This window comes from Bradyrhizobium sp. BRP20 (genome assembly GCF_020194215.1).
Lineage (GTDB): Bacteria > Pseudomonadota > Alphaproteobacteria > Rhizobiales > Xanthobacteraceae > Bradyrhizobium > Bradyrhizobium yuanmingense.
Genome location: NZ_JADYVY010000003.1, coordinates 410,739 through 425,474, shown reverse-complemented (window position 1 = coordinate 425,474; position 14,736 = coordinate 410,739). Strand labels below are relative to the sequence as shown.

Annotated in this window: 15 protein-coding genes and 1 pseudogene; 9 read left to right on the top strand and 7 right to left on the bottom strand. The window is 64.6% G+C overall.

Features of this window, described 5'->3' with window-relative positions; genetic code table 11:
• The first annotated feature begins 84 nt into the window (after window positions 1-84).
• A complete protein-coding gene (locus I6F33_RS10995) occupies window positions 85-450 on the top strand; it encodes an antibiotic resistance protein VanZ (RefSeq protein WP_036011287.1) in 366 nt (121 codons plus the stop codon).
• Window positions 451-494: 44 nt separating this feature from the next.
• Here the strand turns inward: I6F33_RS10995 and I6F33_RS10990 are convergent, their stop codons facing one another.
• From I6F33_RS10990 to I6F33_RS10980, 3 genes are all read right to left on the bottom strand, one after another.
• Complete coding sequence (locus tag I6F33_RS10990) at window positions 495-941, bottom strand: CHRD domain-containing protein (protein WP_036026578.1); 447 nt, start codon at window positions 939-941, stop codon at window positions 495-497.
• A 134-nt stretch (window positions 942-1,075) separates the two neighbouring features.
• Window positions 1,076-1,360 carry a hypothetical protein gene (locus I6F33_RS10985; protein ID WP_036011293.1) on the bottom strand — a complete coding sequence of 95 codons (285 nt, stop codon included), beginning with the start codon at window positions 1,358-1,360 and terminating at the stop codon, window positions 1,076-1,078.
• Window positions 1,361-1,518: 158 nt separating this feature from the next.
• The gene (locus I6F33_RS10980; protein ID WP_036011297.1) at window positions 1,519-1,962 is read right to left on the bottom strand and encodes a hypothetical protein; all 444 of its coding nucleotides are present in this window, start codon (window positions 1,960-1,962) and stop codon (window positions 1,519-1,521) included.
• A gap of 193 nt (window positions 1,963-2,155) precedes the next feature.
• Here I6F33_RS10980 and I6F33_RS10975 point away from each other — a divergent pair.
• The 3 genes and pseudogenes from I6F33_RS10975 to I6F33_RS10965 form a co-directional block, all read left to right on the top strand.
• Window positions 2,156-2,461, top strand: a pseudogene (locus I6F33_RS10975) (hypothetical protein); the annotation flags it as partial.
• Between the two features lie 126 nt (window positions 2,462-2,587).
• On the top strand, window positions 2,588-3,259 hold the full coding sequence (locus tag I6F33_RS10970) for a hypothetical protein (protein ID WP_036035538.1): 672 nt from the start codon (window positions 2,588-2,590) through the stop codon (window positions 3,257-3,259).
• A 20-nt stretch (window positions 3,260-3,279) separates the two neighbouring features.
• Complete coding sequence (locus I6F33_RS10965; RefSeq protein WP_225142418.1) at window positions 3,280-5,430, top strand: adenylate/guanylate cyclase domain-containing protein; 2,151 nt, start codon at window positions 3,280-3,282, stop codon at window positions 5,428-5,430.
• A gap of 49 nt (window positions 5,431-5,479) precedes the next feature.
• Here the strand turns inward: I6F33_RS10965 and pobA are convergent, their stop codons facing one another.
• Entirely contained in the window at window positions 5,480-6,652 is a 1,173-nt protein-coding gene (gene pobA, locus I6F33_RS10960; protein ID WP_036011339.1) for a 4-hydroxybenzoate 3-monooxygenase, read from the bottom strand.
• Between the two features lie 50 nt (window positions 6,653-6,702).
• Here pobA and I6F33_RS10955 point away from each other — a divergent pair, with 50 nt between their 5' ends.
• On the top strand, window positions 6,703-7,608 hold the full coding sequence (locus tag I6F33_RS10955) for a helix-turn-helix domain-containing protein (protein ID WP_036026589.1): 906 nt from the start codon (window positions 6,703-6,705) through the stop codon (window positions 7,606-7,608).
• Window positions 7,609-7,953: 345 nt separating this feature from the next.
• Window positions 7,954-8,565, top strand: coding sequence for an NYN domain-containing protein (locus I6F33_RS10950; protein WP_225139041.1), 612 nt, complete (start codon window positions 7,954-7,956; stop codon window positions 8,563-8,565).
• Window positions 8,566-8,588: 23 nt separating this feature from the next.
• Here I6F33_RS10950 and pcaG read toward each other — a convergent pair whose 3' ends face one another.
• Together pcaG and pcaH are read right to left on the bottom strand one after the other, a co-directional pair.
• Entirely contained in the window at window positions 8,589-9,215 is a 627-nt protein-coding gene (gene pcaG / locus I6F33_RS10945) for a protocatechuate 3,4-dioxygenase subunit alpha (RefSeq protein WP_225135058.1), read from the bottom strand.
• 5 nt (window positions 9,216-9,220) lie between these two features.
• Window positions 9,221-10,009, bottom strand: a complete 789-nt coding sequence (gene pcaH, locus I6F33_RS10940) for a protocatechuate 3,4-dioxygenase subunit beta (RefSeq protein ID WP_225142416.1) — start codon at window positions 10,007-10,009, stop codon at window positions 9,221-9,223.
• A 90-nt stretch (window positions 10,010-10,099) separates the two neighbouring features.
• Between pcaH and I6F33_RS10935 the strand changes: the two genes are divergently transcribed.
• From I6F33_RS10935 to I6F33_RS10925, 3 genes are all read left to right on the top strand, one after another.
• Window positions 10,100-11,029: a LysR family transcriptional regulator gene (locus tag I6F33_RS10935; protein ID WP_036026598.1), complete on the top strand. Its 930-nt coding sequence runs from the start codon at window positions 10,100-10,102 to the stop codon at window positions 11,027-11,029.
• Window positions 11,030-11,128: 99 nt separating this feature from the next.
• Window positions 11,129-12,433, top strand: coding sequence for a nicotinate phosphoribosyltransferase (pncB, locus tag I6F33_RS10930; RefSeq protein ID WP_036011351.1), 1,305 nt, complete (start codon window positions 11,129-11,131; stop codon window positions 12,431-12,433).
• Between the two features lie 328 nt (window positions 12,434-12,761).
• On the top strand, window positions 12,762-14,075 hold the full coding sequence (locus I6F33_RS10925; protein ID WP_225139044.1) for a GGDEF domain-containing protein: 1,314 nt from the start codon (window positions 12,762-12,764) through the stop codon (window positions 14,073-14,075).
• 8 nt (window positions 14,076-14,083) lie between these two features.
• On the opposite strand, the gene I6F33_RS10920 is transcribed toward I6F33_RS10925, so the two are convergent.
• Window positions 14,084-14,704 carry a TetR/AcrR family transcriptional regulator gene (locus tag I6F33_RS10920; RefSeq protein ID WP_193375193.1) on the bottom strand — a complete coding sequence of 207 codons (621 nt, stop codon included), beginning with the start codon at window positions 14,702-14,704 and terminating at the stop codon, window positions 14,084-14,086.
• Window positions 14,705-14,736: the final 32 nt, after the last annotated feature.

The window sequence follows — 14,736 nt, the reverse complement described above, 5'->3', positions numbered from 1 at the left end:
GGCCCCCAGAGGCTTTAACGATACTTTCTAACGATGTTTTCGGCTTTCGAACCGGAGCGGCGACCAACCTTGTATGTTGGCGCCATGCGCAGGAACCACCTCATAGCAGCCGCAAGCATCTGTCTGGCGCTGATCGCCTATGCCACGCTGGCGAAGCTGTCGGGCCGGCCTGCGCTCATGGGTCACCACGAGGCCTATTGGATCGTCGTGATCGAGCGCTTCAGCGCCTATGGCCTGCTCGGCTTCCTGCTGTCGTTCCTGCTGCCGGGACGGTTTAGCCTGGCTTGCTCGCTCGTCATCGCAGTCGCCATGGGGTTGGAGCTGATGCAAGCGTTGATACCCGATCGCGATCCAGGCTTTCTCGACGTGCTGCAGAAGGCGGCGGGCGGCACCGTGGGCGTCATGCTCGCCCAGATGATCCTGGCGTTCCTGCCCAGACCACCTGCCTGAAACGGCGAGCATGGCCTCGGCGGAGCGACCGGGCGACCCGGTCCTTACTTCATCATCTGGCCGCGCAACTCACCGCCTGGGTTGGCGGCCGTGTGAATGTTCGCGTACCATTTTCCGCCCAACAGATCCGCCGCCTGCGCCTCGGTGAGGGTTGCACTGCCTTCGATCGGGCTTTGCGCCGTCTTGAACGGCAGGGCGATGCCGGCATTCTTCCCGGCCTCGCCGGGGCCGTGAAAATGCGCCCCTATCGCCGGTCCCGTCAACCCGGTAAAGGTGACGAGGTAGGTCAGGACCTTCGTTTCGGTGTTGTAGCTCGCCTCCGCCTTGCCCGACCCGGTCGAGCTATTCGGCGGCACTTCATTGCTTCCCTTGAGCTCCGCTCGCAGCTTCACGACCTCCGCACCTGCCGTTCCGCTCGTCGCGCTGACGCCTCCGACCAGCGCCAATGCCCCCAACAGTGCCACGGACCGTCGACACACGGCTTTGCTCATGCACTTCCTCCTGCGGATTTCGTTGGTCCCGCGATGAAAACACCGAGGACTGCCGGACATTCCACCGCAGAGCTTATGCTGATTCGGGACAACGCTCGCGGGAATTAGCCATCGCAAGCGCATCACGCGCCGGCTCAGGCCGCCCCGCGCCTCGTGTGACGCTCGGAGGGAACCAGGAGCTCGGCCATCTTCCGGTGGGTGTCGTGCAGCGCTTCAATGGCGCAGTCGAGATCGAAATCCGCCTCGCGGACGGATGCAAAGAACTTGGCCGTCAGCGCCAGATCGAGCTTGACGCGCGTGGCACCGTCGCGACTCCTGCGACGATCGAGCGACAAATGGATCGCGCGGTCCCTCGCCTCCACAGCATCGCAGCCGCAAAGCGCGCCGAGCTCGTCATATGTCATCCAGATTTGAGGCATGTTCTTCCACCACGCTTGATCTATCGCAGACTAGATAGCTCTCGCTTCTGAAGGCGGAGTTTCTGCAGCGCGAATTCGAGCCAACAACGTCAACGCAATGCTAAGCGCGGCGCAGACGTGAGCCGGGTGGACTGGCGCAGCTTGTTGCCGATCCACTGTCACTTGGGCGCGCCCGTCGTGAACGGATGCCGCGGCCGTGAACGGCTGTCGAGCCTCTTGGGCAGCTTGTCGGCCTTGAGCTTCACGACCGCGCCCCGGGGGTCAGGAGCCGGCGCCTCTTCCTGGCTGTAGATCAGCGTCGCTTCGAATCTCACGTCGGGCGCTTGGCGGGCCGTTCCCGAACAGGTCGCCATCGCCCCGCTATAAACGCCGGAGAGCTCGACCTCGACCTCGTCCAGCCCGAACACGGTCGGCGGCCCGTCGGCATGTCGCCGTGTGGTCAGGACGGCCGTGAAATGCCGGTCGTTGTCGAACTGATAGGAGCCGCCATAATTGAAGAAGCTGTCGCTGCCCGAGATCCGTCCCTGGGCCAGATGCACGATGCCGGTGCCTTGCGCGTGCGCTGTTCTGAACCACGCCGCGTATTTGCCCTCTTTCAGCATGGAAACATCCACCCGTAATTTCCACGTGTATTTGCAACGAAGCTTGAGGCGCGACAATGACCGACACGACGAGCATTCCGCCACGGTTAACGCCCTGCAAAATCAATCCGTTAAATTTCTGCGGCCGCACGCGGCGGCGGCGACGTCAAAACAATTCGATGCCGTCGTCAGCCGTTTCCACGACTTCGACGCGACGCGACGGCCGTACAAGGAGCCAATGCCGCTCGAGCTCGCGCGCGGCTACCTGGTCGAGAACGCCGGGCGACAGTTCGATCCTGGCTGCGTCGAGGCTTTCCTGTTGCGCTGGGACGAGGTGGTCGAGATCGCCGGCGGTCAGCGGACAAGTCCCTTGCCGGTCGCCGCGGCCCCTCCCGCTCCCGATATAGAGCGTGCAGCAGCGAGCTCGTCAGACGCGCGCCATCCCGCGTCCCGACCGCGTGACCCGATCGATCCGCCAACATCTTGCCGCGGCACCATTTTTCTCCGGTCGCCGGTTTGAACCTGTTCCTGCTAAAGTGGCACCAAGACCTGAGAGTGATTCTGGTCACACTTGCCCCGGCGCCCTGCTGCTAGGCATCGAACCAGGACGGGCACCAGAGCATCGTCGAATTGGATGAGAATTCCCATGAAAAGCCTGATCGGCGCCTGTGTCGGCGCATTCTGCCTTGCGGCCCCCGCTTGGGCGGAGACTCCCGCTGCGATCGTCGAGGACGTCCAGGGCAAGGTCGACGGAATCGCGTTCATGGATTACGTGGCGCCAGGCAAGATCATCAAGCTCGGACCAAAGGCCAGCATCACGCTCAGCTACCTGAAATCCTGCCAGCGCGAGACCATCAGCGAAGGTGTCGTCCTGGTCGGCGCCGAGCAGAGCACCGTGCAGCTGGGCGAGGTCAAGCGGGAAAAGGTGCCCTGCGATACCAATGCGGCAAAACTGTCCGAGCGCGAGGCGAACCAGAGCGCCGCAACGACCTTCCGCACCGTGCGCTCGGACGCCAAGGGCGGACCGGCCAAGCTGCCGACGCTCTACGGCGTCTCGCCACTGGTGCAGGCCAAAGCCGGCGGCACGCTGGTGATCGAGCGCACCGACGGCAAGGAGCCCACGATCAGCGTGCCGCTCAAGCGCGACGCCATGACCGGCGGCGGCAAGTTCTATGATTTCGCCAAGGCCGGAAAGACACTGACCCCGGGCGGCAGCTACCTCGCCATTCTCGGTGCCAAACGCTACACCTTCCAGATCGACGCCAGCGCCACCTCCTCGCCGACCCCGATCATCGGCCGCCTGCTGCGGCTCGAATAGGCGAACCTGGCGACGGGGCGATGCGGCGGATCGGGGGACGGGACATCGTTGCGGCAATCCTGATCGCGCTCCTTGCGGGCGCGATCTTCACGTCCCCGCCGCTGCAGACACTGCAAGGCCTCTCGCTCGACATCCTCACCGCACTGCGTGGGAAAGTTGTCGGCGAGCGCCGCGATCCCGCGACGTCGCCGGTCGTCGTCGTGGCGATCGACGGCGAAACCTACGAGACCCCGCCCTTCAAGGGATCGCCGACGCAGACCTGGACGCGCGAGATCGGCCGGGTGCTCGGCAGTATCAGCGACGGCGGCGCCAAGGTGATCGGCTTCGACGTCATCTTCAAGAACTCGATCGAGCAATCCGAGATTCCCTTTGGCGACGCGCCGCTCGGCGCCCGCATGCGCGGATTTGACCGGGACTATCTAATCGCGCTGCGGCAGATCTCCGACAACGGCAAGCTCGTGCTCGGCGAGATCCTGAGCAACGACCATCCGGAAATGCCCTACCGTGCGCAGCGGCTGGCGGTGCGAAACAACGTCCGCGCGCTCAATGTCCACACCGACGCCGACGATGTCATCCGGCGGATGCCGCTCAGCTTCTCGATCGAGGGCAAGCCGGTGCCCACAATGGCGGCCGAGCTCGCCGCCCGCGCGCTCGGCGCGAAGGTCGAGATGGCGCCATCCGGCGCGGCTGGGCTGTCCGGCTACGCAATCCCGAGCACTGTACCGAACACGCTGACGCTCAACTTCCGCGACCTCAGCCGCGACGTTCCGACCTTCTCCTTTGCCGATCTGCGCGCCTGCGTCGAAAAAGACGACCGCGATTTCTTCCGGCGCGCCTTCGAGGGCAAGGTCGTGCTGCTCGGGACCGTCCTCAACTTCGAGGACCGCAAGCTCACCTCGATGCGCCTGTCCGGCGGTTATGACGGAACGCCGTCGGCGCCATGTGCCCTGCCCGCGGCCGCCGGCACCGCGCAAAAGCCCCGCAGCGACGTCGCCGGTGTGTTCGTGCACGCCGCTGCGGTCCGAAACCTGATCGAGCGCGATGCCGTGACCGAGCTCGGCTTTCCCTCGCGCACCCTTCTCACGATCGCGTTCGCGGCCGTCATCGCCTGCGCGGCCGGCGTGTTTGCGCCGAGTGGCGCCCTGATCGCCTGGCTCGGCCTCACCATCGCCTACGCGGTCGTTGCCGTCGGGGCATTCGTCCATGCCTTGGCGCTGCCGCTGACCGAGCCGGCGCTCGCCAGCCTTGCCGCGCTCGCGATCATGATCGGCTATCGCTTCGTGCTGACCGACCGCGACGAGCGCTTCCTGCGCAAGAGCTTTGCCTTTTACCTCGCGCCCGAGGTGATCGAGACCATGGTGGCCTCCGGCAAGATGCCGGCGCTCGGCGGCGAGATGCGCAACGTCACCATGTTCTTCTCCGACCTAAGCGGATTCTCGTCGATCGCCGAGACGATGACGCCGGTCGAGCTGGTGACGCTGATGAACGAATATCTGTCCGCCATGACCGACATCATCGAAGGCCATGGCGGTTACGTCGACAAATATATCGGCGATTCCATCGTCGCCATGTTCGGCGCCCCGGCCGACGATCCCGCCCACGCGCGCAATGCGGTGCGTGCTGCGCTGAAGTGCCACGAGACGCTGGCCGAGCTCAATCAAGGCCATCCCGCCTTCGCCGGTCACGGCCTGTCGCACCGTATCGGGCTCAACAGCGGCGAAGCCGTGGTCGGCAACATCGGCTCGCGCCGCCGCTTCAACTACACCGTGATGAGCGACACCGTGAACGTCGCCTCGCGGCTCGAAGGCGCCAACAAATATTACGGCACCGCGATCATGGCCTCGGAAACCACGATGGCGCAGACCGGCGATAGCTTCGCCTGGCGCGAGCTCGATGCGATCAGGGTGCAGGGACGCGGCGAGGCGATCAGGGTGTTCGAGCCGCTGGCGGAAACCGGCGCGGAAAGCGCCGAGCAGGCCAAGGTCGCCGCAGCCTATGCGGAAGGGCTGGCGTGCTGGCGGGCACGGGAGTTTGCCAAGGCGGCCGACGCGTTCGAGGGCGTCGCGAAGATCGATCCTGCGTCAGCCCGGTTCGCCAAACGTGCGAACGTACTGACGCAGACTCCGCCGCCGCCGGACTGGACACCGGTCAATACGCTGGAAGGAAAGTAGTGGCTTCTTACCCTCCCCTGGAGGGCCCTCCAGGGGAGGGTTAGATCGCCTAAAACGGCAGCCCCGTATAATTCTCCGCAAGCAGACGCTGCGCCGTCTCGGACGAGAGCAGGTAGTCGAGCTCCGTCTGCTGCAGACGATCCTCATATTCGATCCGGTCGGGGAAGCGGTGCAGCATCATCGTCATCCACCAGGAGAAGCGTTGTGCCTTCCAGATTCGCGCGAGCGCCTTGGCGGAATAGCCCTTGAGACCGGCATCGTCGCCGCTCTGATAATGCGCGAGCAGCGCGTGATAGAGATAGTAGATGTCGGACGCGGCGCTGTTCAATCCGCGCGCGCCGGTCGGCGGCACGATGTGCGCGGCATCGCCGGCGAGGAACAGGCGGCCATAGCTCATCGGCTCGGCGACGAAGCTGCGCAAGGGCGCGATGCTCTTCTCGATCGACGGGCCGGTGATCAGACGGCCGGCGACCTCGTCCGGCAGGCGGCGCTTCAGCTCGGCCCAGAACGCGTCGTCGCTCCAGTCCTCCACCTTGTCGGTCAAAGGCACCTGGATGTAGTAGCGGCTCAGCACCTGCGAGCGCAGCGAGCACAGTGCAAAGCCGCGCTCGTGCTTCACGTAGATCAGCTCGGGTGATACCGGTTTCGTACGCGACAGCACGCCGAGCCAGCCGAACGGATAGACCTTCTCATATTCGCGCAGCACGTCCTTCGGGATCGACTTGCGGCTGACGCCATGGAAGCCGTCGGCGCCGACGATGTAGTCGCAATCGACGCGGAGCGTCTGCCCGTTCGAGCGATACGTCACATAGGGCCGATCCGACGTCAGATCGTGCGGCGTGACGTCCTCGGCATTGTGCACGACCTTGCCGCCGATCCGGTCGCGTGCCTCGTAGAGGTCGCGCGTCAGCTCGGTCTGGCCGTAGACCAGGACCGAATTGCCGCCGGAATGCTTGTGCAGGTCGATGTGGGAGAGCACGCCGTCATGGGCGATCTCGAACCCGTTGTGGATCTCGCCCTCGCGGTCCATCCGCTCGCCGCATTGCGCTTCGCGCATCAGCTTCGCAAAGCCGTGCTCGAGCACGCCGGCGCGGATCCGGGCCAGCACGTGGTCGCGGCTGTATTTCTCCAGCACGATGGTGTCGATGCCCTTGAGGTGCAGGAGCTGGGACAGCAACAGCCCGGACGGCCCGCCGCCGATGATACAGACCTGAACTTTCATTTTTGCGTCCTCCCGTCGGCATTTTTTTGCATACGTTAAGGCGCAAGCCGATGGAGGGTTTCGCCTTTGTCTTGTACTATTCGAACATGAGAAGCGCGGCCCCCGCCCCGGCCATCCGGGTCTACAATCTGTTCGGCGAGTCCGGCGATCTGCCCGATGTCGTGCATTGCGAGACGATCGCCTCGCGTTCGGTGCTGCACGACTGGACGCTGGCCGTGCACCGCCATGCCCGGCTGCACCAGGTGCTGCTGATCGAGCGCGGCGGCGGCGAGGCGACGCTCGACGGGCGCGTGGTGCCGCTGAGGCCGATGCAGATCGTCAACGTGCCGGTCGGCCACGTCCACGGCTTCCGCTTCGTGCCCGATACGCAAGGGTGGGTGTTGACCATCGCCGCGGAGATCCTCGATGAAGCGCTGCTCGCCGCCGAGGGCCTGCGCGGTGCGCTGTCGCGGTCGGCCGTGGTGCGCGGCACGCCGCAGATCCGCGCCACGATGAAGCAGATCTTCGCCGAGCACGCCGCGCGCGACTTCGGCCGCGCGCATGTGCTCCGCGCCTTGTCGTCGGCCATGATCGGGCTCGTGGCCCGCGCGCTCACGGGCGAGAGCGGCGGCAACGGCACCGCGGAAAGCGGGTTGTTCCGCCGCTTCGAGGCGCTGCTGGAGCAGCATCATCTGGAGCGCTGGAGCGTCGCCGACTATGCCGAGGCGCTGTCGGTGACACCGACGCATCTCAACCGGATCACGCGGGCGGCGACCGGCGACACCGCCTCGCATCTGATCCTCAACCGACTGATCCGGGAGGCGCGGCGCAACCTCGTCTACACCAACCTGCCGGTCTCGACCATCGCCTACGCCCTCGGCTTCGAGGACCCCGCCTATTTCAGCCGGGTCTACGCCGCCGCCACGGGGGTCTCACCGCGCGCCTTTCGCGCCCGGCTCCATGGCGGCGAAGGCTGAACCACCGGACAAAGGATCAGGGCACGTCTGATCGACGCGCCCCGGATCCGCGATGTCTCTCGTTGCCACTTACCTTCGTATATAGCGCCCCATCCTTTGGATAGAGGCGCTTTACCTCCGTACAATTGAGCGGGGCACGCCCTCGCCCTAGCGTAACGGCATTCGGCGCCCTGGCGCTGGTGGCATGGAACCTCCCTAACCTCGGCGCAAGGCGGCCAACCCTGTCCGGTCGTCTGCGCCGCCTTTTCAGCAAAGCCATCGGCGCCTTCAGTTATTCCCGCCGATACGCCGCGCCATTTCGGCTGGACGGTCGGCTTTCGTGCCGAACCCGGGGAGTTGTGCATAATGTCTTCGCTTGGGAAGAGCGCGCTCTTTATCGACGGCTCCAATTTCCATGCCACCGCCAAGGCGCTCGGCTTCGAGATCGACTACAGACGCCTGCTCAGTGAATTTCAAAGCCGAGCTACGCTGTTACGGGCCTTCTACTACACGACCATCATCGAGGATCAGGAATATTCGTCGATCCGCCCCTTGATCGATTGGCTCGACTACAACGGCTTCACCGTCGTCACCAAACTCGCCAAGGAGTTCGTCGACCCCGCTACCGGCCGCCGCAAGGTGAAGGGCAGCATGGATGTGGACCTCGCCGTAAGCGCGATGGAGCTTGCCCAGCACGTCGATCAGATCGTGTTGTGCTCGGGCGATGGGGATTTCCGTTCGCTGGTCGAAGCCTTGCAACGCCGCGGCGTCCGCGTGACCGTCGTCTCCACACTCTCCACTCAGCCGCCCATGATCGCCGACGACCTGCGCCGGCAGGCGGACATGTTCATCGATCTGGTGGAGTTGAAGCCAAAAGTGGGGCGCGATCCACCCGATCGACCGGTATCGCGCGAAATGCGGCAGCCACCGCAATTCCTCGCGCGCGGAACCATCAGGCGCGACGACCGGGTGGAATGATCGAAGGACGCCGGCCCGACACCTCACACGTCGAAGAACACCGTCTCCTCCGGCCCCTGCAGATTGATCGTGAAGGAATACACGACCTTGCCGGCGCGCTCGCTGCGGGTTGCGATCAATGTCTTGCGGCGCACCGGCTGCTCGATCAGGTTGAGCACGGGATCGGCGGCGTTGGCCGCCTCTTCGTCCGAGAAATAGAGCCGCGTGTTGAGGCCGATATTGATGCCGCGCGCGACGATCCAGACGTTGACGTGCGGCGCGCATTTGCGCCCCGTCCTGTCGGTGATCGCACCCGGCTTGATGGTCTCGAAAGTGACGAGGCCGCTGTCGAAGTCGGAGCCGGCGCGGCCCCAGCCGCGAAACTCGTCATCCGGCGCGCCGGCGGAGCGATCGGCGGGGTGGTTGTAGCGGCCGGCCGCATTCGCCTGCCAGATCTCCAGCAGCACGTCGCGCAGCGGCGTGCCGGTGCCGTCGAGCACCTTGCCCTCCAGCGTGATGCGCTCGCCTTTGGTGTTCGGGCTCACCAGCACGTTGGAGAAGTTCTTCTCGAAGATGTCGAAGCCGGCCATGGCCGGGATCAGGCCGATATGTACGTAGGGCCCGGCGGTCTGCGAGGCGGTTTCCTTGAGATAATTGAGCGGTTGCGGCATGGGCGTTAGTTCCCCGCGGTGCGATTTTCGAAATAGGTGGAGCGCTGGCCGCGCAGCACGATGTCGAAGCGGTAGGCGAGCGAGTCGAACGGCGTCGAGGCGTTGAGGTCGAGCGGCGCCACGAGGCGGTCGAGCGCGTCCTTGTCCGGGATCGTCGTCAGGATCGGGCAGACCGGGATCAGCGGATCGCCTTCGAAATACATCTGCGTGATCAGCCGCTGCGCAAAGCCCGAGCCGAACACCGAGAAGTGGATATGGGCGGGGCGCCAGCTGTTGACGTAGTTGCGCCAGGGATAGGGGCCCGGCTTCACGGTGCGGAAGTAATAGTAGCCGGTGTCGTCGGTGAGCGCGCGGCCGCAACCGCCGAAATTCGGATCGATCGGCGCCAGATAGGTGTCCTTCTTGTGCCGGTAGCGGCCGCCGGCATTGGCCTGCCAGAACTCGACCAGCGTGTTCGGAACGCCCCGGCCGGTCTCGTCCAGCACGCGGCCGTGGACGATGATGCGCTCGCCGACGGGATCGCCGTCCTTGGCGTAGTTGCGGATCAAATCATTGTCGAGCGGGCCGAGATCGTTGTGGCCGAACACCGGCCCCGTGATCTCCGAGATCGAGTTCTCCAAGGACAGCAGCGACTGGCGCGGCGAGCGCAGCACCGAGGACTTGTAGCCTGGCGCATGCGCCGGCGGATGCATCGCGCGGTCGCGCTGGAAGAAGCCGCCGTCGCCGAGCGGCGGCGTGAAGGGCTCGGGACGGTTGAGGCGGGGATCCCGCAAGGCTGGCGCCTGGGCATTCATCGGCGTTGTCTCTCCCTGGGAGCCCGGGGTCGGGCGGCTTATCGGGAGAGCATGAGCCAGCCTATTCTCAAGATAAATAGATGAATTATAATGAATTGCATGAAGGAAATCGATCATTTGGCCCTCGACGGCCACGCCCTCGAGCTGTTCCTGGCGGTGCTGGAGGAAGGCTCGGTGACGGCGGCAGCGACGCGGCTCGGCCTCACCCAGTCTGCCGTCAGCCACGGGTTGAACAAGCTGCGGCGGATCGCCGGCGATCCGCTGTTCGCCAAGTCCGGCCGTGGCATCGTTGCGACGGCCCATGCGCAGGCACTGGCCGGCAAGGCACGCGCGCTGATCGACGAGATGCGCAGCTTCGCCGGGGGCGTCAGCTTTGAGCCACCCCGCGCACAGCTGTCGTTGACGATCGCGGCCAACGATTTCCAGCGCGACCTGCTGCTGCCGCGGTTCTTCGATCACGTCGCCGCACAAGTGAAGGGCCTGAATTTGCGCGTGATCCCCTCGCAATCGCCCTCGCCCGCGATGCTGCGCGAAAACCGCTGCGACCTCCTGATCACGCCGCTGCCGCCGTCCGGCGTCGACATCGTGCAGAAGCGGCTGCTGAGGGATCACTACGTCTGCTACTACGATCCCAAAGCGCGCGCCGCGCCGGCCAGCCGCAGCGCTTATCTCGCGGCGCGTCACATCACCGTGGTCTATACCGACAATGAGCGGCTCGACTTCGACCGCCGGCTGGCAGCGAACGGGCTCCACCGCGACATCGCGATCTCCGTGCCGAGCTTCTCCGGCGTGCCGTCGTTCCTGCGCGGCTCACAGATGCTGGCGAGCATGCCGAGCCTGCTCGCGTCCGGCGTAATGCGTGGCTTTACGCAAACACCGATCCCGCTGGCGTCGCGCACGAAGACCCTGGCCGAGCTGCCGATGTTCATGGTCTGGCACCAGCGCTACCAGAAGGACCCGGCCCACCGCTGGGTCAGGAGCCAACTCGAGGCCGTCGCGGCGACGGCCGCCACGTTCTGACCTGCCGTTCTCATGCCCTGATAGCAGGCGCCGCGCTCCGCAAGACTGCCCTTCCCAAACCCACTGGTTGCGCAGGGGGAGCCGCGCTAAAATCCTCCCATGACAGTGACTGACATTGCGAACCGGACCTACAATCACAGCTGGCGGCTGGATCCCATTATCCGCAGCCTGCTCGATACCGACTTCTACAAACTATTGATGTTGCAGATGATTCGGGAGGATTACCCGAGTCAGAATGTGACCTTCTCGGTCATCAACCGCTCGCGCCATGTGCGCCTTGCCGAGATCATCGACGAGGGCGAGCTGCGCGCCCAGCTCGACCATGCCCGCACCATCCGCTTCACCAAGAAGGAGCTGATCTGGCTGGCCGGCAACACCTTCTACGGCAAGACCCATATGTTCTCGGCGGATTTCATCCGCTGGCTGGCGGAATTCCGCCTTCCCGAATACGAGCTGCGCAAGGTCGAGGGCCAGTACGAGCTGCATTTTCACGGGCCCTGGACCCACACCACGATGTGGGAGATTCCGGCGCTTGCGATCCTCAACGAGCTGCGTTCGCGTGCGGCCATGAAGGGCCGCGGCCGCTTCGAGCTCGACGTGCTCTACGCCCGCGCCAAGGCCAAGTTGTGGACCAAGGTCGAACGGCTGCGCCAGCTCGAGAACCTGCGGCTCTCCGACTTCGGCACGCGTCGCCGCCACGGCTTCCTCTGGCAGCGCTGGTGCGTCGAGGCGGTGAAGGAAGGCCTCGGCCCCTCCTTCATCGGCACCTCCAACGTGCTTCTCGCGATGGACAACGATCTCGAAGCCATCGGCACCAACGCGCACGAGCTGCCGATGGTGGCCGCCGCGCTCGCCAGAGACGACGAGGAATTGCGCTGGGCGCCCTACCGCATTCTCGACCAGTGGCGTCAGACTTACGGCGGCAACCTCCTGATCGCGCTGCCCGACGCCTTCGGTACCAGGACCTTCCTCCGCGATGCACCGGAATGGGTCGCCGATTGGACCGGCTTCCGCCCCGACAGCGCGCCGCCGATCCAGGCTGGGGAGGAAATCATCGCCTGGTGGCAGAAGCAGGGTCGCAACCCCAAGGACAAGCTGCTCGTCTTCTCCGACGCGATGGACGTCGGCTCGATCGAGGACACCTATCGCCACTTCGCAGGGCGCGTGCGGCTCTCCTTTGGCTGGGGCACCAACCTCACCAACGATTTCGTCGGCTGCACGCCGGACGGCTCGATCAGCCTCGATCCGATCTCGCTGGTCTGCAAGGTCTCATCAGTCGACGGCCGTCCGGCCGTCAAGCTCTCCGACAATCCGGAGAAGGCGACCGGCCTGCCCTCGGAAATCGAGCGTTATCTGCGCGTGTTCGGCGACGCCGGTCGCGTACGCAAGCCGGTGCTGGTGTAGGACACACGTCCACGGAGAGCGTGTAGCGCCCGTCCGCCGCTACGTCGTCATTGCGAAGAGCTCTTGCGACGAAGCAATCCAGAATGATGCCGCGGAGGCAGGCTGGATTGCTTCGCTGCGCTCGCAATGACAAGGCATTGGTTCGCGATATCACATCAGCTCCGATTTCGCGGCATTTGAAACGATCTGCGCGCATCCACGTCACATTACCTTCACCCTCCGTCACAATCCCTCGCACTTTTCAGGTCCAGTTAAGCAACCATCTCGTCTACTTTGCGTTGCAGGCGCAACGCCCCTGCCGGGCGCGTCGATCGACTTGGGGACTGGTGTGTTTCGCAGAACAGCGGCGTCGGCGGAGGGCGGCAACCTCCTTCACGTCATCAAGCTCGTCTCGCCTTTCGTGATGGTCGTCGTGCTGCAGGCGGCGATCGCCGGATTCAGTCTCGAGGTGATGTCGTCGGTCCGCGCCTATGTCGCCGGCGAAGCACTCTGGTCGCGCTCGCAGAAGAACGCGGTCTACTTCCTCAATCTCTATCTGCATTCGGGCGAACCGAGCCAGTTCGCGCAATATCAGGCTTCACTCGCCGTCCCCATCGGCGACGAGTTCGCACGCTGGGCGCTGGAACGCGATCCGGTCGACGTCGAGGCCGCCCGCGTCGGCTTTCTGCAAGGCGGCAACCATCCCGATGACGTCCCGGGACTGATCTGGCTGTTTCGCTATTTCAATCGCGTCAGCTTCCTCCAGGACGCGATCAGGGAATGGGCCGCCACCGATCCCATGCTGCTGGAGCTCAGCGTGTTCGGCGAGGTCATCCGATCCGAGCTGAAGAAAGGTCCCATTCAGGACGACGACCGCCTGCAATTCCTGTCGTCGCGGCTATCGGAGCTCAATGCCCAGTTCACGGTGCACGCCAAGCAATTCTCCACCGTCCTCGGCGAAGGATCCCGGGCGATCAAGCTGACGCTGACGGGCATCAACATCATCACGGCTGCGGCGCTGATCCTGCTCCTGATCTGGCATACGCGGCGCCTGGTGCGGCAACGGCAGACCTTCGAAGACGCCTTGCATGCCGAGAAGGAGCGCCTGGCCTGGCAGGCATCGCATGATTGGTTGACCGGCCTCTCCAACCGCCGCGCCTTCGAGGCGCGCCTGCAAGCCGAACTGGACAATGCCGCGGCGGGTGCGCTCGCCCTCATCCTGCTCGACCTCGACCAGTTCAAGAGCGTCAACGACAGTTGCGGCCACCTCGCCGGCGACCGCCTGCTCTGCCAGGTCTCGCGCCTGCTGCAGCAGGACCGGCATGCGCATGATCTGGTGGCCCGGCTCGGCGGCGACGAATTCGGCCTGATCCTGCCGCGATGCTCGCCCTTCGATGCCGTCGACATCGCCGAGCGTCTGCGCCGGTCGCTGGAGCTGTTCAATTTCGCCTGGGACGACCGTTGCTTTGCCGTGACCGCCAGCATCGGCGTCGCCTGCATCGCCGACGGCAACATCACGCTCGAGGATGCGATGCGACGCGCGGATGCGGCCTGCTACCGCGCCAAGGAAAAGGGCCGCAACCGCGTTCAGGTCGAGAACGGGCGATCGGACGTTGTCGTCGTTGCGCCACGCCCGCGCGAAGCGGTCGCTGCACGAGGGTAATGGCATCGTCACCGCAGGGGCAGAATTCCAAGTCCTGCGAGATGGGTGTCGACGAATTGTTCGATCTGCTGGCGCAGCATCTGCGACGGCACGGCCACCATGCGCTCCTCGAGGCCGAGCGAGATGATGCCATGCACGGCGGAAAACAGCGTGCGCGACAGCAGCGCAATCTTCACGTCGTCCGCATCCGGCAATAGCCGCACCAGGGGCGGATGCATCAGCGCGAACGCATCCATCACCATCTGGAGGATGTCGTCCGGATAGGGGCGATCGTCCTCCATCCGATGCTCGAACAGGGAACGCAGCAAATTGGCGTGCGCGGCGAAGAAGTCGAGATAAGTCTCGGCGAGCCCATAAAGCTGGCGGACCGGATCCTCGGCGGGAACAGCACGGAGCCGGGCCGTGAGCGCCTGAACCGTTTCCCGGTTCACCGTCAGAATGACCCCGTCGAAGTCGCCAAACTCGTTATAGACGCTGCCGACCGAGCAGCCGGCCGCCTCGGCAACATCCCGAACCTTCAATGATCTCAGCCCCTTAGCTGAGATGATGCCGCGGGCAATTTCGACGATCTGGAGCCGGCGCCGAAATTTTTTCTGGTCGCGCGGCGATTCTTCTTGAACATTGTTCATTTTCAAGCTACTCATGTGAACATTGTTCAATC

Coding starts and splice junctions, on each gene's coding strand:
- I6F33_RS10980 (WP_036011297.1), bottom strand. CDS start 1,962: ATGCTGAAAGAGGGCAAATACGCGGCGTGGTTCAGAACAGCGCACGCG.
- I6F33_RS10985 (WP_036011293.1), bottom strand. CDS start 1,360: ATGCCTCAAATCTGGATGACATATGACGAGCTCGGCGCGCTTTGCGGC.
- pcaH (WP_225142416.1), bottom strand. CDS start 10,009: ATGAATGCCCAGGCGCCAGCCTTGCGGGATCCCCGCCTCAACCGTCCC.
- pncB (WP_036011351.1), top strand. CDS start 11,129: ATGACAGTGACTGACATTGCGAACCGGACCTACAATCACAGCTGGCGG.
- pobA (WP_036011339.1), bottom strand. CDS start 6,652: ATGAAAGTTCAGGTCTGTATCATCGGCGGCGGGCCGTCCGGGCTGTTG.
- I6F33_RS10955 (WP_036026589.1), top strand. CDS start 6,703: ATGGAGGGTTTCGCCTTTGTCTTGTACTATTCGAACATGAGAAGCGCG.
- I6F33_RS10970 (WP_036035538.1), top strand. CDS start 2,588: ATGAAAAGCCTGATCGGCGCCTGTGTCGGCGCATTCTGCCTTGCGGCC.
- I6F33_RS10935 (WP_036026598.1), top strand. CDS start 10,100: ATGAATTGCATGAAGGAAATCGATCATTTGGCCCTCGACGGCCACGCC.
- I6F33_RS10995 (WP_036011287.1), top strand. CDS start 85: ATGCGCAGGAACCACCTCATAGCAGCCGCAAGCATCTGTCTGGCGCTG.
- I6F33_RS10965 (WP_225142418.1), top strand. CDS start 3,280: ATGCGGCGGATCGGGGGACGGGACATCGTTGCGGCAATCCTGATCGCG.
- pcaG (WP_225135058.1), bottom strand. CDS start 9,215: ATGCCGCAACCGCTCAATTATCTCAAGGAAACCGCCTCGCAGACCGCC.
- I6F33_RS10950 (WP_225139041.1), top strand. CDS start 7,954: ATGTCTTCGCTTGGGAAGAGCGCGCTCTTTATCGACGGCTCCAATTTC.
- I6F33_RS10990 (WP_036026578.1), bottom strand. CDS start 941: ATGAGCAAAGCCGTGTGTCGACGGTCCGTGGCACTGTTGGGGGCATTG.
- I6F33_RS10920 (WP_193375193.1), bottom strand. CDS start 14,704: ATGAACAATGTTCAAGAAGAATCGCCGCGCGACCAGAAAAAATTTCGG.